23 protein-coding genes are annotated in these 19,959 nt (G+C 54.4%); 6 read left to right on the forward strand and 17 right to left on the reverse strand.

Translation table 11 applies throughout. The features are described 5' to 3' along the window. Positions 1 to 238: 238 nt before the first annotated feature. Both ABLV78_RS02970 and ABLV78_RS02975 read left to right on the forward strand, forming a co-directional pair. Entirely contained in the window at positions 239 to 1,096 is an 858-nt protein-coding gene (locus ABLV78_RS02970; protein WP_047044790.1) for a mechanosensitive ion channel domain-containing protein, read from the forward strand. Between the two features lie 152 nt (positions 1,097 to 1,248). After that, a complete protein-coding gene (locus ABLV78_RS02975; RefSeq protein ID WP_045394911.1) occupies positions 1,249 to 1,659 on the forward strand; it encodes a Spy/CpxP family protein refolding chaperone in 411 nt (136 codons plus the stop codon). A 31-nt stretch (positions 1,660 to 1,690) separates the two neighbouring features. On the opposite strand, the gene ABLV78_RS02980 is transcribed toward ABLV78_RS02975, so the two are convergent. Together ABLV78_RS02980 and ABLV78_RS02985 are read right to left on the reverse strand one after the other, a co-directional pair. Then, positions 1,691 to 1,852 (reverse strand): protein YhaL, encoded by a 162-nt coding sequence (locus ABLV78_RS02980; protein WP_072251530.1) that lies wholly within the window; start codon positions 1,850 to 1,852, stop codon positions 1,691 to 1,693. A 22-nt stretch (positions 1,853 to 1,874) separates the two neighbouring features. After that, positions 1,875 to 2,576 carry a pirin family protein gene (locus tag ABLV78_RS02985; protein ID WP_032715877.1) on the reverse strand — a complete coding sequence of 234 codons (702 nt, stop codon included), beginning with the start codon at positions 2,574 to 2,576 and terminating at the stop codon, positions 1,875 to 1,877. Positions 2,577 to 2,680: 104 nt separating this feature from the next. Here ABLV78_RS02985 and ABLV78_RS02990 point away from each other — a divergent pair, with 104 nt between their 5' ends. Beyond that, entirely contained in the window at positions 2,681 to 3,577 is an 897-nt protein-coding gene (locus ABLV78_RS02990) for a LysR family transcriptional regulator (protein WP_045377888.1), read from the forward strand. 37 nt (positions 3,578 to 3,614) lie between these two features. On the opposite strand, the gene ABLV78_RS02995 is transcribed toward ABLV78_RS02990, so the two are convergent. The 3 genes from ABLV78_RS02995 to ABLV78_RS03005 form a co-directional block, all read right to left on the reverse strand. After that, positions 3,615 to 3,983 (reverse strand): DUF805 domain-containing protein, encoded by a 369-nt coding sequence (locus tag ABLV78_RS02995; RefSeq protein WP_015369567.1) that lies wholly within the window; start codon positions 3,981 to 3,983, stop codon positions 3,615 to 3,617. Positions 3,984 to 4,108: 125 nt separating this feature from the next. After that, on the reverse strand, positions 4,109 to 5,095 hold the full coding sequence (locus ABLV78_RS03000) for a glutathione S-transferase family protein (RefSeq protein WP_045394910.1): 987 nt from the start codon (positions 5,093 to 5,095) through the stop codon (positions 4,109 to 4,111). A 74-nt stretch (positions 5,096 to 5,169) separates the two neighbouring features. Continuing rightward, positions 5,170 to 5,562: a DoxX family protein gene (locus tag ABLV78_RS03005; protein WP_015703571.1), complete on the reverse strand. Its 393-nt coding sequence runs from the start codon at positions 5,560 to 5,562 to the stop codon at positions 5,170 to 5,172. A 324-nt stretch (positions 5,563 to 5,886) separates the two neighbouring features. Between ABLV78_RS03005 and ABLV78_RS03010 the strand changes: the two genes are divergently transcribed. Then, positions 5,887 to 6,090, forward strand: coding sequence for an Rpn/YhgA-type helix-turn-helix domain-containing protein (locus ABLV78_RS03010; RefSeq protein ID WP_047044794.1), 204 nt, complete (start codon positions 5,887 to 5,889; stop codon positions 6,088 to 6,090). Here the strand turns inward: ABLV78_RS03010 and ABLV78_RS03015 are convergent, their stop codons facing one another. The 8 genes from ABLV78_RS03015 to ABLV78_RS03050 form a co-directional block, all read right to left on the reverse strand. Then, positions 6,091 to 6,387 carry a YqjK-like family protein gene (locus tag ABLV78_RS03015; protein ID WP_015703570.1) on the reverse strand — a complete coding sequence of 99 codons (297 nt, stop codon included), beginning with the start codon at positions 6,385 to 6,387 and terminating at the stop codon, positions 6,091 to 6,093. It lies immediately after the preceding gene. Further along, positions 6,384 to 6,782, reverse strand: a complete 399-nt coding sequence (locus tag ABLV78_RS03020) for a phage holin family protein (RefSeq protein ID WP_015369572.1) — start codon at positions 6,780 to 6,782, stop codon at positions 6,384 to 6,386. The genes ABLV78_RS03015 and ABLV78_RS03020 overlap by 4 nt, the downstream gene beginning before the upstream one ends. A 2-nt stretch (positions 6,783 to 6,784) precedes the next feature. After that, entirely contained in the window at positions 6,785 to 7,090 is a 306-nt protein-coding gene (locus tag ABLV78_RS03025; protein ID WP_015369573.1) for an ElaB/YgaM/YqjD family protein, read from the reverse strand. Positions 7,091 to 7,115: 25 nt separating this feature from the next. Beyond that, the gene (locus ABLV78_RS03030) at positions 7,116 to 7,484 is read right to left on the reverse strand and encodes a DUF1090 domain-containing protein (protein WP_047044796.1); all 369 of its coding nucleotides are present in this window, start codon (positions 7,482 to 7,484) and stop codon (positions 7,116 to 7,118) included. A 148-nt stretch (positions 7,485 to 7,632) separates the two neighbouring features. Beyond that, positions 7,633 to 8,010, reverse strand: coding sequence for an EnvZ/OmpR regulon moderator MzrA (mzrA, locus tag ABLV78_RS03035; RefSeq protein ID WP_162184075.1), 378 nt, complete (start codon positions 8,008 to 8,010; stop codon positions 7,633 to 7,635). A gap of 8 nt (positions 8,011 to 8,018) precedes the next feature. Beyond that, entirely contained in the window at positions 8,019 to 8,681 is a 663-nt protein-coding gene (gene yqjA / locus ABLV78_RS03040; RefSeq protein WP_015369576.1) for a DedA family general envelope maintenance protein YqjA, read from the reverse strand. Positions 8,682 to 9,031: 350 nt separating this feature from the next. Next, positions 9,032 to 9,808 (reverse strand): transcriptional regulator ExuR, encoded by a 777-nt coding sequence (exuR, locus tag ABLV78_RS03045; protein WP_015369577.1) that lies wholly within the window; start codon positions 9,806 to 9,808, stop codon positions 9,032 to 9,034. 128 nt (positions 9,809 to 9,936) lie between these two features. Beyond that, entirely contained in the window at positions 9,937 to 11,238 is a 1,302-nt protein-coding gene (locus ABLV78_RS03050; protein ID WP_045394906.1) for an MFS transporter, read from the reverse strand. A gap of 467 nt (positions 11,239 to 11,705) precedes the next feature. On the opposite strand from ABLV78_RS03050, the gene uxaC reads away from it, so the two are divergent. After that, complete coding sequence (uxaC, locus tag ABLV78_RS03055; protein WP_045394905.1) at positions 11,706 to 13,118, forward strand: glucuronate isomerase; 1,413 nt, start codon at positions 11,706 to 11,708, stop codon at positions 13,116 to 13,118. An 18-nt stretch (positions 13,119 to 13,136) separates the two neighbouring features. Further along, on the forward strand, positions 13,137 to 14,624 hold the full coding sequence (locus ABLV78_RS03060) for a UxaA family hydrolase (RefSeq protein ID WP_047044799.1): 1,488 nt from the start codon (positions 13,137 to 13,139) through the stop codon (positions 14,622 to 14,624). Positions 14,625 to 15,619: 995 nt separating this feature from the next. On the opposite strand, the gene sstT is transcribed toward ABLV78_RS03060, so the two are convergent. The 4 genes from sstT to ABLV78_RS03080 all read right to left on the reverse strand — a co-directional run bounded on the left by sstT (position 15,620) and on the right by ABLV78_RS03080 (position 19,935). Further along, a complete protein-coding gene (gene sstT, locus ABLV78_RS03065) occupies positions 15,620 to 16,867 on the reverse strand; it encodes a serine/threonine transporter SstT (RefSeq protein WP_015369581.1) in 1,248 nt (415 codons plus the stop codon). Positions 16,868 to 17,134: 267 nt separating this feature from the next. Further along, positions 17,135 to 18,103 (reverse strand): TerC family protein, encoded by a 969-nt coding sequence (locus ABLV78_RS03070; protein ID WP_045394902.1) that lies wholly within the window; start codon positions 18,101 to 18,103, stop codon positions 17,135 to 17,137. A gap of 268 nt (positions 18,104 to 18,371) precedes the next feature. Beyond that, positions 18,372 to 19,361, reverse strand: coding sequence for a Gfo/Idh/MocA family protein (locus ABLV78_RS03075; RefSeq protein ID WP_047044803.1), 990 nt, complete (start codon positions 19,359 to 19,361; stop codon positions 18,372 to 18,374). A 73-nt stretch (positions 19,362 to 19,434) separates the two neighbouring features. Next, entirely contained in the window at positions 19,435 to 19,935 is a 501-nt protein-coding gene (locus tag ABLV78_RS03080) for a M48 metallopeptidase family protein (protein ID WP_047044807.1), read from the reverse strand. Positions 19,936 to 19,959: the final 24 nt, after the last annotated feature.

A 19,959-nucleotide genomic window follows, 5' to 3' on the forward strand; every position in this document is an offset into this window, starting at 1 on the left:
TTGCTATCTGGAACTCAATCCCATTTCGTTTTTTTGATTTCAGCCCATCACAAACCTGTATTGCCGGATATCCATTTTTAAACAGCTTTCTGGCTGCATTGCAGGCCGCGCGCATTGATACTGTCACGCTTCGAAATTGTATCTTCTATCCATTAATCTCAATCCCTCATTTGCAGCGGTCTTCATTCAGCTTAATGGATAGCAGGTTTTACGTGTTATCCTGACAGGAGCGGTTGTCGTGAAAAATGTAGTTTTATTCCCCCAAATTAAAGCGGCGCTCGCCTGGCTTGTCGGCCATGGCGATACAATTATGCAGTTTGCGTGGAATATCGCGGCAGCGCTGATCATTTTGTTTGTTGGTAAGCTGATTTCGAAACTACTCGGCAAAACTCTCGAGAAAATTCTGCTGCGACGCAACGTAGATGCGACAATCGTCCACTTCTTCGCCGCGTTGGTGCGCTATATCACCATGGCTTTTGCGATTATCGCCGCGTTAGGCCGGGTAGGGATTGAAACCTCATCCATTATCGCCGTCCTTGGCGCGGCAGGTCTGGCCATTGGCCTGGCGCTGCAGGGCTCGCTGTCAAATTTTGCCGCAGGCGTATTGCTGGTGACGTTACGTCCCTTCCGCGCGGGTAACTTTGTGCAGGTGGGGGCGGTAGCCGGGCTGGTACAATCGGTACATGTTTTTTCTACGACGTTGCTGACTGTAGATAATAAAGAAGTCATTATCCCGAACGGTAAAATTATAGCCGATAGCATCGTTAACTATTCCCGCCATCCCTATCGCCGCATCGATCTCACGCTTGGGGTAGCATGTCATAGCCAGATATCGCACGTTAAACAGGTGATCCAGACGCTCATCGATGATGAAAAGCGCATCGATCACTCTCGCGGTACCACGGTTCGCCTGATCGAGTTGGCTCCCGGCTCGCTTAATTTTACCATTCGCGTATGGGTGAAAAATGCGGAGTATTGGGATACCTATTTTGATTTTCTGGAAAATATCAAAAATGCGCTCGATGAAAATAACATTATGCTGGCCGCGCCGCGCATGGATATTAATTTAACATCACCGGATTTAGTGCGAATTTAATAGATATAATGAATTTTATGTTTTATGCGATTGGTTTGGTGAATATATTGCCTGGATATTTACACTGGTGAACATGCTTTTTTACACATCGTCATTATTGTTCAGGGAATAATAGGGCGTCTTATCACTACGTACTTATTCAGGATAACAAAATGAACAAACTTTCTCGGATGGTATTAATGACGGCTGCAGCCGCAGGATTCTCCATGGCGGCACAGGCCGCTGAGGTTGCCGCCGCGCCGGCGCCGGCTCAGGATCCTATCGTTCAGCATTTAAAATTGAGCCAGGATCAGGTCGCTAAAATTAAGAGCCTGCATCAGGAAATGGAAAAGAACGTCCAACAGGTTTCGCAGAAAGATATTAAAGATGGCGTGTTATTTGACGTGATCGATTCCGGGAAATGGAATGAAAAAGCGGTGAAAGATCAGCTTGCGGCTTTCAGCAAGGTTGAGCAGCAGGTGCGCTATTATCGTGTGAAGTACTATTTCGGTGTTAATCAGGTACTGACGCCGGAACAGCGTACTCAGGTGAAAAAAGATCTCTCTCAGGCGCTGAGCGAGTAATAAAGTCGGCCCCGTTATGGGGCCGATTTCTTCAGGCGGCGTTATCTTCGTCCTGCAACCGCGTTTGCGCATCTTCCACGATGGCTTCCAGTTCACTCAGCATCTCTTCATAGCCAAAGCCGATTGGGCTCATGGCTTCCGGAGTAACTGGCAGGTCTAACGGTTTCGCTTTTTTGCTCTTCTTCTTGCTCACTCACAAACTCCCGGCTTCCTTGTTACACCGGTAAATCTATCAGCAAAGCGCGCAGCGGCGTATCGGCGACGAGGGTAATGTTAGCTTCGTCACGAATAAAAGCGCCATCACCGCAGGTTAATGCCTGTTTCTCTTCCTTTTTTGCCACGGCATGTACCGTACCGTGAATCGACTGCAGATAGGCGCGCGGCCCGTGCAGTTGAACGTTGATCTCTTCGCCCTTTGCCAGCTGCAGATGATGGATCCACACCTGCTGGCGCAGCTGTAAGCTGTCGCCGCTGCCGTCCGGAGAGGCTAATAGCTGAATCGGCGAATCGCCAACCGTCATTTTCTGTACCAGCGGGTTTTCGCGCTCAGGGCAGGCATCCAGCCACAGCTGCATGCGCGTCAATGACTGCTCTTTACTGAGATTATGCTCGCTGTAGCTGACCCCCGGTTGAGTGGAGAGCAGCAGAGCTTCGCCAGCCTTTGCCTGTACGTGGTTGCCGTCGCTATCGCGGTATTCCGCTTCACCTTCCAGAATCAGATTCAGGATATCGACCTTTGGGTAGGTACGCGGCTGAAATGACGCGCCTGGCGCCAGCACTTCTTGATTGAGTACGCGCAGCGAGGCGTAACCCAGCAATTTAGGGTCGAAGTAGTGGCCAAAGGAAAAGGTGTAGCGGGCCTGCAGCCAGCCGAAGTCTGCTTGACCGCATTGTTTGGCTGTTCGGGTTGTAATCATTTTCTTGACCTCTCTTTACACTAAATCAATGGTAAAGGTATGGACGCTGTATTGTTAGCCAGATATTCTGCCCGGTATGTTCAAAATTCCTGAATGAGAGCGAAATGGCGAAAGAGAGAGCATTAACGCTGGAAGCGTTACGCGTAATGGATGCGATAGACCGACGCGGGAGCTTTGCCGCTGCGGCTGACGAGCTGGGTCGCGTGCCTTCGGCCCTAAGCTACACCATGCAAAAACTGGAAGAAGAACTGGATGTGGTGCTGTTTGACCGTTCCGGCCATCGCACAAAATTTACGAACGTTGGCCGCATGCTGCTGGAACGCGGGCGCGTGCTGCTGGAAGCGGCGGACAAGCTGACCACCGACGCCGAAGCGCTGTCGCGCGGCTGGGAAACTCACCTGACCATTGTTACCGAAGCCTTGGTTCCGACCACCGATCTGTTTCCGCTGATTGAGAAGCTGGCGACCAAATCTAATACCCAGCTGTCGATTATTACCGAAGTGCTGGCCGGCGCCTGGGAAAGGCTGGAGCAGGGGCGTGCTGATATTGTCGTCGCGCCGGATATGCATTTTCGTTCATCGTCAGAAATTAACTCGCGTAAGCTCTATTCGGTGTTAAGCGTTTACGTTGCCGCGCCGGATCACCCGATTCATCAGGAGCCAGAACCGCTTTCCGAGGTGACTCGAGTGAAATATCGCGGCGTCGCGGTGGCGGATACCGCACGAGAGCGTCCGGTACTGACGGTGCAACTGCTGGATAAGCAGCCGCGCCTAACCGTCAGCACTATTGAAGATAAACGCCAGGCGCTGCTGGCGGGACTTGGCGTGGCGACCATGCCGTATCCGTTGGTTGAGAAAGATATTGCTGAAGGGCGCCTGCGGGTTGTGAGTCCTGAATACACCAACGAAATTGATATTATTATGGCCTGGCGCCGCGACAGCATGGGCGAAGCCAAATCCTGGTGTCTTCGGGAGATCCCGAAACTGTTTGCCGGCAGATAACGGGAAGATGCGCTCCTCGGCCCGAGGAGCGCGTAAATCAGTAGGAGTAGGGTTTTGGATTTGGCCCAAAGCGATTATTGCCGGGCGTGCCGTTCTGGCAATTGAAAATCAAAATCACCAGCCAGCCGATGACCGGGATCAGCAGCAGCAGTAGCCACCACGCCGAGCGATCGGTGTCATGCAGGCGACGAAACTGCACCGCCCACCAGGGTAAAAAAACCAGCACGCCGTAAATGGTCGTCAGGATGCCTTCACCCCCTGCACGTTGCCAGCCGAGCATCTTATCGATGATGCTGAGCACTGCGGTGAGAATGATGTTGACCAGAATAAACATCCAGTACTCTTTGCGCCGGGCGCGACCGCCAAAGCCAATATAGTTTCGTAATACTTTTAGATACCAGTCCATTTTCTCACGCCTTAGTTAATCATTAATCACTTGTTTTCAAAGCGATCAAAATAATCATAGGCATGAATATCAAACTGGTAAATATCCGTAATCTGAATAAAAGGCGCCCGTAGGCGCCTTATCGATCAGCGGGAAAAGCGATCCCGCCCGTGCGGCTCGTTGAGATCCTGCTGCGGACCAACGGAGATGATCCCCGTCGGGTTGATGGTTTTGTGGCTGCGATAATAGTGATTGCGGATATGCGGGAAATTCACCGTTTCCGCAATCCCCGGCATCTGGTAGATATCGCGCAGGAAACCGTACAGGTTGAGATAGTCGCTGATACGGCGCTTATCGCATTTAAAGTGGGTGACATACACCGGGTCGAAACGAACCAGCGTTGTCCACAGGCGGATATCCGCTTCCGTTAACTGGTTTCCGGTCAGATAGCGGTGCTGACCGAGGATCTGCTCAAGGCGTTCGAGCGAGGTAAACAGCGCGTCGACGGCTTCATCATAGGCCTGCTGGCTGGTGGCGAAACCGGCTTTATACACCCCGTTGTTAACGTTGTCGTAGATCCAGCTATTCAGATCGTCGATTTTGTCCCGCAACGCCGGCGGATAATAGTCGCCCGCTCGCGCGCCCAGGCCATCAAACGCGGTATTGAACATGCGGATAATTTCAGCCGACTCATTGCTGACGATGGTCTGTTGTTTTTTATCCCACAGCACCGGAACGGTCACCCGGCCGGTGTAATGCGGATCGGCCTGCAGATAAAGCTGATAGAGGAACTGATGATGATAGAGCTGGTCGCCGGTCGCATCCGGGAAATCGGCGGCGAAGGTCCAGCCGTTTTCCAGCATCAGCGGATGAACAACCGAGACGGATATAAAGGGCTCTAATCCTTTCAGCTTGCGCAAAATCAGGGTGCGATGCGCCCACGGGCAGGCCAGTGAAACGTACAGGTGATAGCGGTCTTTCTCTGCGGCGAAGCCGCCTTCGCCCGCGGGACCCGGCGCGCCATCGGCGGTGAGCCAGTTGCGGAAGGCTGAAACGGAACGCTTGAACCGTCCTCCGGTGGATTTGGTGTCATACCAGGTATCTTGCCAGACGCCGTCGACTAATTGTCCCATTACTTCCTCCTTCAGATAGCAAAAGCGAGGAGATAGCCCCTCGCTTTTTTAGATTTTTACTCAGTATAGTGCGCTTACCACTTTTTATTCAGCACGCGGTCGATGCTGAATGCGCCCGGACCCGTCACGGCCAGCAGCAGATAACCACCAGCGATGGTCAGGTTTTTCATGAACATCAGCGAGTTCACGCCTTCAGCAAAGTTGCTGTGGAACAGGAACGCGGTCAGCAGGGTGAAGCCTGCGGTGAACAGCGCGGTAGTGCGAGTCAGGAAACCGAACAGAATCGCCAGACCGCCGCCAAACTCAAGCAGAATAGTCAGCGGCAGCAGCGCTCCCGGAACACCCATCGCTTCCATATACTGCTGCGTACCTGCATACCCGGTGATTTTTCCCCAACCAGCGGTAATGAACAGAATCGGCATCAGAATACGCGCTACCAGAACACCAACATCTTCTAATTTTTTCATTTCTTACTCCAGAAAACCCAAAGGGCGGCGATTTCGTTTTTTAGTGCAATCCTGCGTGGTTACGCGGGCTTGCTGTCGATGGAGAGGATATTAGCGAGCTTGAGAGGGGATTGTTAGCAAGGAAAACTGTAGTTCTTTTTCAAACTTTCTGAGCAATTGGTGCGATCGGCGAAAATATTTTCCGAGGCGCCTCGCAGCGTGCGTGGCTATTGATTGTTTTATCACCAGAGGCATCTTATCCTTGCCCGTTCCGGCCATTTGACCAGCCCTGGCAGATTTTTTCGTCAACTGGCGCAGGGAATGCCTGAACATAAGGAGCAACTGATGACATTAGCAGAATGGTTTGAAGAGCGGGGGCGCACAAAGGGAAGAAAACAGGGGCGTGAAGAAGGTAGAGAAGAAGGCGAACGTCAGGCGACGCGTAAAATAGCCCTCGCGATGCTTCATAACGGCGTTGATAGCGCGCTGGTCAGTAAAACCACCGGTAAGCGAGCAAGAGCTCAGCGCGCTGGCGCACTGAGCGCGTAATTAACGCGATGCTGACTGGCGCAGGATCCCTTTGACCATCCGCCAGGTGCTCCAGATGCCGAGGCCGCGTTTGCCCCAGCGGATTAAAAAGCGCGGATGGCGCACCGACCAGATAGCCATTACCCCGCTGCCGACCATCGCCCATGAACGCAGGTGTTTCAGCGTTTGCCAGCCGCGATCGATAGGTGAGGTGGCTTCCAGCCAGTGACGATGGCTGGCGGCCAAATCCAGCCGCTGTTGCTGGATTTGGCGCAGCAGCAGCGCTTTTCGCTGGTCGCGTTCCTGTTGGCCGCTCATCGACGATCGTCCTCAAGCAGCGCGCGATCGTTCGCCAGCTCGTCGCGCGTATGGCGTAAAAACGTTGAACGGCGAGCTTTCCTGAGGGTCCAGATTCCCCCTATCAGCGAGGCGAGCAGCAGGACGCTGGTGGTCGCGATCATCACATGCAGGCGGTACTGTGGATCGACGGCCCAGATGATCAGCACCAGCAGGCTCATCAGCCCAAAAGCGGCGAATAACAGCGTTAGCCCGAGCATCAGCAACAGCTGGAAGAGGTTCGCTTTCTCCTCTTCCAGCTCCACGACGACCAGGCGCAAGCGCGTTTCCACCATTTCGACCAGCAGCGTGATAATCCGCTGGCCGATGCCGAATACGCTCTGTCCCGGGCCCTGCGTGTGTTGAGAGTTTGCCATAATTAACGGCGCGACAGCAGTACGCCGACAACCAGCCCGACGGCTGCGCCAATGCCCACTCCGGTCCATGGATTTTCGCGAACGTACTCATCGGCGCGAGCGGCGGTTTCACGCGTCTGCTTGACGATGGCATCGCTGGTGTCGCTGAGACGCACACGGCTGTCTTTCAGTACGCTTTCCGCTTTGCTACGCAGTTTGCCGAGCTCTTCTTTCGATTTGTCGGTGGAGGAGTTCAGAACTTCTTCCAGCGTGTCAGCCAGATTTTTCAGCTCAGCGCGTAGATCTTCTGCAACGTTATCTTTAGCCATCTTGTTCTCCTGTAGCGTTTACCAATTAATAATCGCGTGACTCAAGCGCTTTCAGTTCCTGCTGCGCTTCATCCAGTTTACGTTCCCGTTTGCTAATTTTGTCCGCATCGCCTTTCTGCTTCGCCTCGCTCAGATCGCGCTGACGTTCGGCAACTTCGGCCTTCTGTTTGGCGATTTTCTGCTGATGTTCAGCCCTGACCTTGCTGTCGCTGCAGTTAGCGCGAACTTCCTGCAGCGCTTTGTTCAGGCCGTCAATGCGATGCTGATTATGGTGTTTTTCGGCATAGCTGATCTCCCGTTGGATACTTTGTTCTTTTTCCTGACAAGGAGAGGCTGCGAAGGCGCTGGCGCTAAGTGAGGTCAGAGCCAGTAATAGTGCGATGCGGTAATTCATGGATTCTACCTTCCATTGTGTGAGGGTATATCGACGATACACCCAATCCAGTCAACAATACGAGCCAGGCGGTTCCCGCAGTTTTAATAATAGACACGAAAGCGGGACTTCACCAAACCGTGCGAAAAGATTCGGAATTTTTGACGCGTTATCCAAAACGGCGCGGAGCATCGCGCAGGCGGGATAACCAGGCGGTGGCCGAATTTTCTTCATCCACCAGAGCAATAATATAACCGTGAGGCAGAGCTCGGCCCAATACTTCTTTTGCCGCGGCGCCCTGAGCGTTGGAGTCGAATTTGATCAGCAGGCCGTCTTTTTGCGGCGTGATGCTCTTAAAACGGATGCCGTTGGCGTCAAGATGATGCCAGACGGAAAAACCGTCCGGCATGGCGACGCCCTGGCTGACGGGACGGATGGCCAGAGTGGATTCATGCTGACTGACGGTCAGCCACAGCCAGACGACGGCGCAGAGCAGCAGTGAGCCGCCCAGCATCCACCGCATCTGGCGCCAGGAAGGACGTTTGATGACCATGCTTAGCTCCGACTACTGTGTTTTTTCTTCCACAGTACAACCAGGGAGCCGATCAGACCAAAGACCAGCAGCGCAACCGGTAGCAGCATCAGACATGACATCAGCTGATCTTCATACTTCAGGAACACCGGTGTTTTACCCAGCAGATAGCCGAGAGAGGTAAGAATCAGCACCCACAGCAGGCCGCTCATCCAGTTAAAGAACTGGAAACGCGCGTTATTCAGACCGGAGATACCGGCAATTGTTGGCAGCAGCGTACGCACGAAGGCGATAAAGCGGCCAATCAGCAGCGCTGACAACCCGTGCTTGTGGAACAGGTGATGAGCTCGCTGGTGATAATGCGAGGGTAAATGCGAGAGCCAGTTTTGCACGATCCGCGTATTGCCCAGCCATCGGCCCTGGATATAGCTTACCCAGCAACCAAGGCTCGCCGCCGCCGTCAGCAGCAGTAAGGTTTCCGGGAAGCCCATCGCCCCTTTGGCGATCAACACCCCAACCAGCACCAGCAGGCTGTCGCCTGGTAAAAACGCCGCTGGCAGCAAACCATTCTCAAGGAACAAAATCATAAATAAGACAAAATAGAGCATGCCAATCATGGAGGGATTAGCCAGCGTTTCGTAATCCTGGGCCCATAAGGCATTCAGTAATTGGGTTAGTAGTTCCATTCACGATTCCTGGTACATCGGTTAACGGTACGTCTGAACGCGGTGTATTCATTAGCCATCGGGTATAGCGACTAAATTATTATGAGAGTATGGCCGCTGTTAATACGTTCTGATCGAGTCCTTGATTAAACAGTAAGTAAACACTTACCTGCAGAACGGTAAAATGCATCTAATTGTAACAAACTAGCTGACTTCACGTCATAGAAATTGCAGTTTGTTGCTGATTGATTTTGCGGGTTGCAGGGGCGAGTAGCGAGAGGATTTACACAGGCTGACACTATATATGCTTTGCTTACCCTGTCGGGTCTGCGGGCAGAAAAAGAGGTTCTGCCCGTGAAAGGGATAATACGTTATTTTGCCCCGTTCGCCGCGGTATCGAGATGAACCACCGGATTTTCGGCAAACAGATAGCGATCGGCATTGAATTCAAAGTCATCGCTGGTTTCGTTAAACAGCATCAGCTTGGTATTTTCCAGATGCTGCCACATTGCCAGCTTCGCCGCGTGAGGGTCTTTACGAATGAGCGCTTTGAGGATTTGGTCATGATCGTCGCACCAGTTGTCGACGGTGCGCAGGTCGATATGATCGTGTAGTTTTTTCCAGTACGGGTTATGTACACGCTGGGTCCACATCTTCTCTACGATGGCGGCAAGCGCGGTGTTCTGGGTGGCCAGCGCGACCTGGACATGGAACTGCAGGTCCCATTCGGAATCGCGGAAGCACTTCTCGTTGCGGGCTTTCTCCTGAATTTCCATTAGCTTCATGATGTCCTGTTTGGTCACCTGAGTCGCGGCGAATTCAGCGATATTGCTCTCAATTAACTGACGGGCCTGGAGTAATTCAAACGGACCATAGTTGGCGAACTCCAGCGATTCATCCACCACCTGTTGGTATTTCGGGTGGTTGGAAATAACGTGGATGCCGGAGCCTTTGCGGACTTCAACATAGCCTTCGACTTCCAGCATGATGATGGCTTCGCGAACCACGGTGCGGCTGACGCTTTTTTCATCGGCGATAAAGCGCTCTGCGGGCAGCTTATCCCCTACAAGGTAGACGCCTTGTTCGATACGCGTCTTTAGCTCAGCGGCAAGCTGCTGATAGAGACGGCGCGGTTCACTGATTTCCATATTCGCTCCCGGAAGATGGCGACAATATTCGATTTGTTATACCACTTTTACGCGCTTTCCACCACTGGAAGGCATAAAAAAAGCCGCCTCAAAAAGGCGGCTTAGTCGGTGCAAAATCATCTGGCAGTCTAGCTTTGCGTCACCGGTTTCGTGGTATTGAGCGGCGTCGAGTCATCGTCGGCCGATTTGTTTTTCAGTACCGTCCAGATAACCAGCGCGCCGAGTAAGTCGAAGACCGCCAGCACCGCGAACAGTGGGCTGAAGCCGATGGTATCCGCCAGCGCGCCGACGACCAGCGCGAACATGGTGCTGGCCAGCCACGCCGCCATCCCGGTCAGGCCGTTGGCGGTGGCCACTTCGTTACGACCAAAGACGTCGGAAGAGAGGGTGATCAGCGCGCCGGACAAGGCCTGGTGAGCAAAACCGCCGACGCACAGCAGCGCAATCGCCACGTACGGGCTGGTGAACAGGCCAATCATGCCAGGACCAATCATCAGCAGGGCGCCCATCGTCACGACCATTTTACGTGAGACGATAAGATTCACGCCAAACCAGCGCTGGAACAGCGGCGGCAGGTAGCCGCCGACGATGCAGCCGAGGTCGGCGAACAGCATCGGCATCCAGGCGAACATAGCGATCTCTTTCAGGTTAAAGCCGTAAACTTTAAACATGAACAGCGGGATCCAGGCGTTGAAGGTACCCCAGGCTGGTTCTGCGAGGAAGCGCGGCAGCGCAATACCCCAGAACTGACGGTTACGCAGGATCTGCCACGGCGACATTTTCTTCGCGTTATTGGTCTGATGCTGAGATTCCTGGCCGCCGATGATGTAGTCACGTTCTTCATCGGTGAGTTTTTTCTGATCGCGCGGGTGTTTGTAGAAAATCAGCCAGGCCATCGCCCAGGCGAAGCTCAGAACCCCGGAAATAATAAATGCCATCTGCCAGCTATGCATGACAATCGCCCATACCACCAGCGGCGGAGCAATCATCGCGCCGATAGAAGAGCCGACGTTGAAGTAGCCGACAGCGATGGAACGCTCTTTCGCCGGGAACCATTCGGAGCTGGCTTTCAGACCGGCAGGGATCATCGCCGCTTCCGCTGCGCCGACCGCGCCGCGGGCCAGCGCCAGGCCGCCCCAGCTACCTGCCAGCGCCGTTGAACCGCAGAACACCGCCCAGGCGATAGCAAAGAAGGCGTAGCCAATTTTGGTGCCGAGCACATCAAGCACATAGCCGGCAACCGGCTGCATAACGGTATATGCAGCGGAGTAGGCGGCGATGATATAAGAATATTGTTGGGTTGAAATGTGCAACTCTTCCATCAGCGTCGGCGCAGCCGCCGCTACGGTGTTACGAGTCAGGTAACCCAGCACGGTGCCCAGCGTCACCAGTGCGATCATATACCAACGTAACCCTTTAATTTTACGCATGTAAAACCTCATCGTTGTTGTCTCTCCGCAGCGTCTGCGGCCATCTTTCATCCCGCCAGGGGAGGAGGATGGGGAAACGGAGGGTTCAGGACGTGAACTGAACCTTGCCATCAGTGGTTAAAGTGAAACCGGCATCCCTACCGTTTAATCCGATGTCATTCACATCGGTAATGCATTCCGTCGGTTTATATGTTGCGACGGCAGAAAGATAACTTGTCATACAACTTTAAAAGTTGAGTACTGTCACAAAAGTGGGAAAGTTTGTAGGGACATTAATCGCGTCAATTAAAGCCAGGGCTGGCGCGGCTTGCAGCGATGTTTACTCCTTTGGTGGTGCTTTTTTTGTCGACGTTTATTGATCTAACTCACGAAAAATACTTCGGCCTGTAGAAATTGGTGTGATAACTTTGTCAGCATTAGAGTCAATCATCTGATGGGCTCCTTGATGGGGCGAAGAGGACACGACAATGACACCGTTTATGACCGAAGATTTTCTGCTTGATACCGAGTTTGCCCGCCGTCTGTACCACGATTACGCCAAAGATCAGCCGATTTTCGACTACCACTGCCACCTTCCGCCGCAGCAGGTTGCCGAAAATTACCGTTTTAAAAATCTGTATGACATCTGGCTGAAAGGCGACCATTACAAATGGCGCGCGATGCGCACCAACGGCGTGGCGGAGCGCTTGTGTACCGGCGATGCTTCCGATCGCGAGAAATTTGACGCCTGGGCGGCGACCGTACCTCATACCATCGGTAACCCGCTATATCACTGGACGCATTTAGAGCTGCGCCGACCTTTTGGTATTACAGGTAAGTTGTTGTCGCCAGCCACGGCGGATGAAATCTGGGACCAGTGTAATGAGTTGCTGGCTCAGGAATCCTTCTCCGCCCGTGGAATCATGAAGCAGATGAATGTGAAGATGGTGGGGACGACCGACGATCCGATAGATTCACTGGAGCATCATGCGACGGTCGCCAAAGACAGTACCTTTGATATCAAAGTGTTGCCGAGCTGGCGTCCGGATAAAGCGTTCAACATCGAGCAGGCCACTTTTAACGATTATATGAACAAGCTTGGCGAAGTCTCCGATACCGAGATTCGCCGCTTCGCCGACCTGCAAAGCGCGCTGACTAAGCGTCTGGATCACTTTGCCGCTCACGGCTGTAAAGTTTCCGACCACGCGCTGGACGTGGTGCTGTTCGCTGAAGCTAGCGATAACGAACTGGATAGCATTCTCGCGCGCCGTCTGGCGGGCGAAACGCTCAGCGAGCATGAAGTCGCGCAGTTCAAAACGGCGGTGCTGGTATTCCTCGGCGCGGAATACGCGCGCCGCGGCTGGGTACAGCAGTACCACATCGGCGCGCTGCGTAATAACAACCTGCGTCAGTTCAAACTGTTAGGGCCGGATGTGGGGTTCGATTCCATCAACGACCGTCCGATGGCCGAAGAACTGTCAAAGCTGCTGAGCAAACAGAACGAAGAAAACCTGCTGCCGAAAACTATTCTGTACTGCCTGAACCCACGCGATAACGAAGTGCTGGGCACCATGATCGGTAACTTCCAGGGCGAAGGCATGCCGGGCAAGATGCAGTTCGGTTCCGGCTGGTGGTTCAACGATCAGAAAGACGGCATGGAACGTCAGATGACCCAGCTGGCGCAGCTTGGCCTGCTGAGCCGTTTTGTCGGCATGCTGACCGACAGCCGCAGCTTCCTCTCCTACACTCGCCACGAGTACTTCCGCCGTATTCTCTGCCAGATGATCGGCCGCTGGGTGGCTGCTGGCGAAGCGCCTGCGGATATCGCTCTGCTGGGCGAGATGGTGAAAAACATCTGCTTTAACAATGCGCGTGATTACTTCGCCATTGAATTGAACTAAGGCCTGAGGTCGGTTGATATGCAATACATTAAAATCCATTCGCAGGATAACGTCGCGGTGGCGCTGGCGGATATGGCGTCAGGCAGCGTGGTGACGATAGATAACGATACCGTCACCCTCAGCCAGGATGTTGTCCGCGGTCATAAGTTCGCGCTGCGGGCCATTGCGAAAGGTGAAAACGTCATTAAGTACGGGTTGCCGATTGGTCATGCGCTGGCGGATATCGCGCCGGGCGAGCATGTTCATGCGCATAATACGCGTACCAATCTGAGCGATCTCGACGCGTATCGCTATCAACCTGACCTGGTTGAACAACCGGCGCAGCCTGCGGATCGCGACGTTGAGATTTATCGTCGCGCCAGCGGTGAAGTCGGCGTGCGTAACGAGTTGTGGATCCTGCCGACCGTGGGCTGCGTCAACGGTATCGCCCGGCAGATCCAGAACCGTTTCCTGAAAGAGACCAACGACGCGGAGGGCACCGACGGCGTCTTCCTTTTCAGCCACACCTACGGCTGCTCGCAGTTAGGAGATGACCACATCAACACCCGTACCATGCTGCAAAACATGGTCCGTCACCCGAATGCCGGGGCGGTGCTGGTGATTGGCCTCGGCTGCGAGAACAACCAGGTGGATGCCTTCCGTGAAACGCTGGGGGATTTTGACCCGGAACGCGTACACTTCATGATTTGCCAGCATCAGGAAGATGAAGTGGAAGCAGGAATTGAGCATCTTCACCAGCTCTATGAAGTGATGCGCCATGATAAACGCGAAGCGGGTAAACTGAGCGAACTGAAGTTTGGCCTTGAGTGCGGCGGCTCGGACGGCCTGTCCGGCATTACCGCTAACCCAATGCTGGGGCGTTTTTCTGACTACCTGATTGCGAACGGCGGCACCACGGTGTTGACCGAAGTGCCGGAAATGTTCGGCGCCGAGCAGCTGCTGATGAGCCACTGTCGCGACGAAGAGACCTTCGGCAAACTGGTCACCATGGTCAATGATTTTAAACAGTATTTTATCGCCCACGACCAGCCTATTTACGAGAACCCGTCGCCGGGTAACAAAGCGGGCGGTATCACGACGCTGGAAGATAAGTCGCTTGGCTGCACGCAGAAAGCCGGTTCCAGCCAGGTGGTGGACGTTCTGCTCTACGGCGAACGGTTGAAAGTCCACGGGTTGAATTTGTTGAGCGCGCCGGGTAACGACGCGGTGGCGACCAGCGCGCTGGCGGGCGCCGGCTGCCATATGGTGCTGTTCAGTACCGGTCGCGGCACCCCTTATGGCGGTTTCGTACCGACGGTAAAAATCGCTACCAACAGCGAGCTGGCGGCGAAGAAAAAGCACTGGATTGATTTCGATGCCGGGCAGTTGATTCACGGGAAAGCGATGCCGCAGGTGCTGGAGGAGTTTGTCGATCTGATCGTCGATATCGCCAACGGCAAGCAGACCTGCAACGAACGCAATGATTTCCGCGAACTGGCAATCTTTAAAAGCGGCGTCACGCTGTAACGACAGTGACTACCGCTGTGTTTGAAAGGTCGGATGAGCGCAGCGCCATCCGACAAAATAATGGCGCCGCCGTTGAACGCTCCCCGGTTGCGCTTACGCTTACCGGGGCTACCAACGAATACCGGACCGTAGGTCGGATAAGCGTAGCGCCATCCGACAAAATAATGGCGCCGCCATTGAACGCTCCCCGGTTGCGCTTGCGCTTACCGGGGCTACCAACGAATACCGGACCGTAGGTCGGATAAGCGTAGCGCCATCCGACAAAATAACGGCGCCGCTATTGAACGCTCCCCGGTCGCGCTTACGCTTACCGGGGCTACCAACTGAATAGGTCCGTAGGTCGGATAAGCGCAGCGCCATCCGACAAAATAACGGCGCCGCTATTGAACGCTCCCCGGTCGCGCTTACGCTTACCGGGGCTACCAACGAATACCGGACCGTAGGTCGGATAAGCGTAGCGCCATCCGACAAAATAATGGCGCCGCCATTGAACGCTCCCCGGTCGCGCTTACGCTTACCGGGGCTACCAACGAATACCGGACCGTAGGTCGGATAAGCGCAGCGCCATCCGACAAAATAACGGCGCCGTCATTGAACGCTCCCCGGTTGCGCTTGCGCTTACCGGGGCTACCAACGAATACCGGACCGTAGGTCGGATAAGCGTAGCGCCATCCGACAAAATAACGGCGCCGTCGTTGAACTCTCCCCGGTCGCGCTTACGCTTACCGGGGCTACTACCCGCATACCGGACCGTAGGTCGGATAAGCGTAGCGCCATCCGACAAAATAACGGCGCCGTCATTGAACGCTCCCCGGTTGCGCTTACGCTTACCGGGGCTACCAACTGAATCCCGGACCGTAGGTCGGATAAGCGTAGCGCCATCCGACAAAATAACGGCGCGGCCATTGAACGCTCCCCGGTCGCGCTTACGCTTACCGGGGCTACCAACTGAATAGGTCCGTAGGCCTGATAAGCGTAGCGCCATCAGGCAATATTTAACTACGCAGGGCGTTCTTCGCCAGCTGTTCGTCTTCAGCCATACAGGCCGCGGCGGTGAACAGCGCATCGGTGGACGAGTTGAGCGCCGTTTCGCAGGAATCCTGCAGCACGCCGATAATAAAGCCGACGGCGACAACCTGCATGGCAACATCGTTCGGAATACCGAACATATTACAGGCCAGCGGGATCAGCAGCAGCGAACCACCCGCCACTCCGGAAGCGCCGCAGGCGCACAGCGAGGCGACTACGCTCAGCAGCAGCGCCGTCGGCAGATCCACTGGAATATTCAACGTATGCACCGCCGCCAGCGTCAGCACGGTGATAGTAATCGCCGCGCCCGCCATATTGATGGTCGCCCCCAGCGGAATAGATACCGAGTAGGTATCGCGATCCAGATTCAGCTTCTCGCACAGCGCCATATTCACCGGAATGTTGGCGGCGGAGCTGCGGGTAAAGAAGGCGTAGACGCCGCTTTCACGCAGGCAGGTCAGCACCAGCGGATACGGGTTACGGCGGATTTTCCAGAATACCAGCAGCGGGTTAATCACCAGCGCCACCAGCAGCATGCAGCCGACCAGCACCAGCAGCAGCTGGGCGTAGCCCCACAGGGTATCGAAACCGGTCGTCGCCAGCGTCGAGGAGACCAGGCCAAAAATACCCAGCGGCGCAAAGCGGATCACCAGCTTGACGATAAAGGTCACCGCGTGCGAGACGTCGTTAATCAGGTTTTTGGTGCTGTCGTTACCGTGGCGCAGCGCGAAGCCCAGTCCCACCGCCCACACCAGAATCCCGATATAGTTGGCGTTCAGTAGCGCGTCGATAGGGTTCGCCACCATGCTCATCAGCAGTCCGCGCAGCACCTCTACAATTCCCGACGGCGGGGTGATGCTGTCCGCCGCGCTGGTCAGATGCAGCGTAGAAGGGAAAACAAAACTAAACAGCACCGCGGTGAGCGCCGCGCTGAAGGTGCCCAGCAGATAAAGAAACAGAATCGGGCGGATACTGGTTTTTTGTCCGTGCTGATGGTTCGCGATAGACGCCATCACCAGCATTAATACCAGCACCGGCGCGACGGCTTTCAGCGCGCCGACGAACAGCGTTCCCAGCAGCCCGACCGCGATAGCGGCCGGTTTCGAGACCAGCGCCAGTACCACGCCAAGTACCAGTCCCAACAGGATTTGTTTCACCAGACTGCCCTGCGCCAGGCGCTGCAGCAGCCCCGACGGGCGGGTTTGTGTTGTCATAAATCATTCCTTCCAGTGATGTAGCAGTCCATCCCGGCGACGTATTATTTGTTACGTTTATGTCCGGATGTAAATGAATGTTTGCATGGTCGAGTATACGGAAAGAACGCGAGGGAGGAAGCGTATTCTACTGTTTCTTGCACGCCGATCTTGTTTTTTAACTATATATTAACGTTTTTGTGACATGCATAGAGATTATGCGCGGGAAACCTAAAGCCGTGCGGCGTATCCCGGCCAGATACGCGATATCTGGCCGGGGGTAGGGGGTTATTGCAGCTGTTTCTTCTTATCGTTCTGTCTGTTCACCCAGGCGTTAATCAGCAGCGTTGCCGCCAGAATACCGCCCACCACGCCGAGGGAAACGGCGATCGGAATGTGGTAGAAATCGACGATCAGCATCTTGATACCGATAAACACCAGGATCACCGACAGACCATATTTCAGCATCGAGAAGCGTTCCGCCACGCCTGCCAGCAGGAAGTACATCGCACGCAGGCCGAGAATCGCAAACAGGTTAGAGGTCAGCACGATGAACGGGTCGGTGGTCACCGCGAAAATCGCCGGGATGCTATCAACGGCGAAAATCACGTCGCTCAGCTCAACCAGGATCAGCACCAGCAGCAGCGGCGTGGCGAACAGCACGCCATTTTTACGGGTGAAGAAGCGCTCGCTCTCGATTTTATCCGTCATGCGCAGATGGCTGCGGATCCAACGCACCAGCGGCTTATCGCCGATCCCGGAATCATCTTCTTTCGCCAGCGCCATTTTCACCCCGGTAAACAGCAGGAAGGCGCCGAACACGTACAGTAGCCATTCGAACTGCGAAATCAGCCAGCTGCCGGTGAAGATCATAATGGTACGCAGGACAATCGCGCCGAGGACGCCATACACCAGTACCCGGCGCTGTAGCGCAGGCGGCACGGCAAAGTAGCTAAAGAGCATTAACCAGACGAAGACGTTATCGACCGCCAGTGATTTTTCGATCAGATAACCGGTGAGGAAGGCTAAAGCCTGCGGATCGGCGACGGCGCGGCCCTGCGTTTGCACCAAATACCACCAGAAAGCGGCGTTAAACAGCAGGGAGAGGGTGACCCACAGAATGGACCAACCGGCGGCCTGCTTCATGGTCATGGTATGCGCACCGCGCCTTCCCTGAAGCAGTAAATCGATCGCCAGCATGATGACCACGACTACAGCGAATCCGCCCCATAATAACGGCGTGCCGACACTATTCATTGCGTTATTCCTTACATAAAAACAAAACGGCTGTCGTCGGAAGACGGCAGCCGCTGCGCTTTTATGCATAGACCTCGCCTTCCGGCAAGGTCTCACTTACAACAAGAGCGGACATGGATCCTTGATCTTGTTGCCCGGCGACCGGATGCGGTTTTGCACGCATCGTAATGACGATCGACCGGCCAGGAAGTTACTCCCCTTTGCACGTAACAAAGTATTACAAGTTATAAAGGGCGTCAATGGAGGTCGAGGGCCCATTTACACTCCTTTACTCCACAGGCTGAGTATCCGCCGGGAAGATCACGCCGGTTTGGCGACGGATTTCGCTAAGCAGTTTTGCCGTAATGCGGCTGACTTCAAGCCCTGGATGAGCGACGTCGTTGGTTTCCACCAGCCGCGCGAACGCTTCCGCTTCATACAGCATAGTATTGATGTGCTGAGGCTGGGTGAGATCCTGCGCTTTGCCGCCGCGTGGAATAAAGGCCACCTTCTGGCATTCGGAGATTTTCTCAATCACCAGCGCGCCTTCTTCGCCCTGGATTTCGCTGGGGATAGTGGAGTCGCTGACCTTCGAGTGGTGCAGGGTGACATCGAAATCGCCGTAGCTCAGCACCACCGTGCCCTGGCCATCAACGCCGCTCGCCAGCAGGCTGGCGCTGGCATGGACCGCTTGCGGTTCGCCCCACAGCGCGACCGCCGAGGCGAGGCAGTAAAAACCGATATCCATAATCGAGCCATTGGAAAAGGCCGGGTTGAAAGTATTCGGGTTTTCGCCGTCGAGATAGCGCTGGTAGCGCGATGAGTACTGACAGTAGTTGATGAAGGCTTTGCGCAGTTTGCCCACTTTATCGAGCGCTTCGCGCAGCAGCAGGAAGTTTGGCAGGCTGGCGGTTTTGAAGGCTTCAAACAGCACCACGTTGTTTTCTTTAGCCACGGCAATCGCCGCTTCGACTTCCTGCAGGTTCGATGCCAGCGGCTTTTCGCAAATCACGTGTTTTTTATGGCTCAGGAACAGACGGGTTTGCGGGAAGTGTAGCGAGTTCGGACTGGCAATATAGACCGCGTCAACGTCAGGGCTCTGCGCCAGTTCATCGAGCGAAGTAAACAGATGCTCGACCGGGTAGTCATTAGCGAAAGCTTGCGCCTGTTCAAGGCTGCGGGAATAAATCGCGGTGAGTTTAAATTTACCGGTTTCATGGGCGGCATCGACAAACTGCTTAGTAATCCAGTTTGTGCCAACAACTGCGAAACGTATCATAAACGTTGACGAACTCCGTTAAAGGGGACCTTTCGTCACTCTAGCACGCCATGATGACAAAACGAGTGCGCTATCACGCAGAACGGTTTAACGAAAGGTGCGTCAGCCACAGGCGGGTATCAAACTCTAACTGGTGATACTGCGGCTCCATATGACAGCACAGCTGATAGAAGGCTTTGTTGTGATCTTTCTCTTTTAAATGCGCCAGTTCATGAACCACGATCATACGCAGAAACGCTTCCGGCGCGTCGCGAAACACCGTCGCTACGCGAATTTCCGCTTTAGCTTTCAGTTTGCCGCCCTGAACGCGGGAAATGGCGGTATGCAGGCCAAGCGCATTCTTCAGAACGTGGATCTTACTGTCGTACATCACCTTATTGATCGGCGCCGCCCCGCGCAGATAGCGGGCCTTCAGATCCTGGGTGAATTGATATAATGCCTTATCGCTGTTGACATCATGCCCCTGCGGATAGCGCTTTTGCAGCACCTCGCCGAGGCGACCTTGCTCGATTAAGGTCGTCACCTGCGACAGCAGCGATTCGGGGTAGCCCTGAAGGTAAGGTAGCGTGTTCATGGTGAAAAAAGTTTACTTCTCCGG

It is taken from the genome of Klebsiella sp. CN_Kp075, from assembly GCF_040065055.2.
GTDB classification, from domain to species: domain Bacteria; phylum Pseudomonadota; class Gammaproteobacteria; order Enterobacterales; family Enterobacteriaceae; genus Klebsiella; species Klebsiella aerogenes.

Coding starts and splice junctions, on each gene's coding strand:
- ABLV78_RS03000 (WP_045394910.1), bottom strand. CDS start 5,095: ATGGGACAATTAGTCGACGGCGTCTGGCAAGATACCTGGTATGACACC.
- ABLV78_RS02975 (WP_045394911.1), top strand. CDS start 1,249: ATGAACAAACTTTCTCGGATGGTATTAATGACGGCTGCAGCCGCAGGA.
- exuR (WP_015369577.1), bottom strand. CDS start 9,808: ATGGAAATCAGTGAACCGCGCCGTCTCTATCAGCAGCTTGCCGCTGAG.
- ABLV78_RS03070 (WP_045394902.1), bottom strand. CDS start 18,103: ATGAATAGTGTCGGCACGCCGTTATTATGGGGCGGATTCGCTGTAGTC.
- ABLV78_RS03050 (WP_045394906.1), bottom strand. CDS start 11,238: ATGCGTAAAATTAAAGGGTTACGTTGGTATATGATCGCACTGGTGACG.
- yqjA (WP_015369576.1), bottom strand. CDS start 8,681: ATGGAACTACTAACCCAATTACTGAATGCCTTATGGGCCCAGGATTAC.
- ABLV78_RS03020 (WP_015369572.1), bottom strand. CDS start 6,782: ATGGCAAACTCTCAACACACGCAGGGCCCGGGACAGAGCGTATTCGGC.
- ABLV78_RS02990 (WP_045377888.1), top strand. CDS start 2,681: ATGGCGAAAGAGAGAGCATTAACGCTGGAAGCGTTACGCGTAATGGAT.
- ABLV78_RS02995 (WP_015369567.1), bottom strand. CDS start 3,983: ATGGACTGGTATCTAAAAGTATTACGAAACTATATTGGCTTTGGCGGT.
- ABLV78_RS03080 (WP_047044807.1), bottom strand. CDS start 19,935: ATGAACACGCTACCTTACCTTCAGGGCTACCCCGAATCGCTGCTGTCG.
- ABLV78_RS03060 (WP_047044799.1), top strand. CDS start 13,137: ATGCAATACATTAAAATCCATTCGCAGGATAACGTCGCGGTGGCGCTG.
- ABLV78_RS03010 (WP_047044794.1), top strand. CDS start 5,887: ATGACATTAGCAGAATGGTTTGAAGAGCGGGGGCGCACAAAGGGAAGA.
- sstT (WP_015369581.1), bottom strand. CDS start 16,867: ATGACAACACAAACCCGCCCGTCGGGGCTGCTGCAGCGCCTGGCGCAG.
- ABLV78_RS02985 (WP_032715877.1), bottom strand. CDS start 2,576: ATGATTACAACCCGAACAGCCAAACAATGCGGTCAAGCAGACTTCGGC.
- ABLV78_RS03025 (WP_015369573.1), bottom strand. CDS start 7,090: ATGGCTAAAGATAACGTTGCAGAAGATCTACGCGCTGAGCTGAAAAAT.
- ABLV78_RS03030 (WP_047044796.1), bottom strand. CDS start 7,484: ATGAATTACCGCATCGCACTATTACTGGCTCTGACCTCACTTAGCGCC.
- ABLV78_RS03075 (WP_047044803.1), bottom strand. CDS start 19,361: ATGATACGTTTCGCAGTTGTTGGCACAAACTGGATTACTAAGCAGTTT.
- ABLV78_RS03005 (WP_015703571.1), bottom strand. CDS start 5,562: ATGAAAAAATTAGAAGATGTTGGTGTTCTGGTAGCGCGTATTCTGATG.
- uxaC (WP_045394905.1), top strand. CDS start 11,706: ATGACACCGTTTATGACCGAAGATTTTCTGCTTGATACCGAGTTTGCC.
- ABLV78_RS03015 (WP_015703570.1), bottom strand. CDS start 6,387: ATGAGCGGCCAACAGGAACGCGACCAGCGAAAAGCGCTGCTGCTGCGC.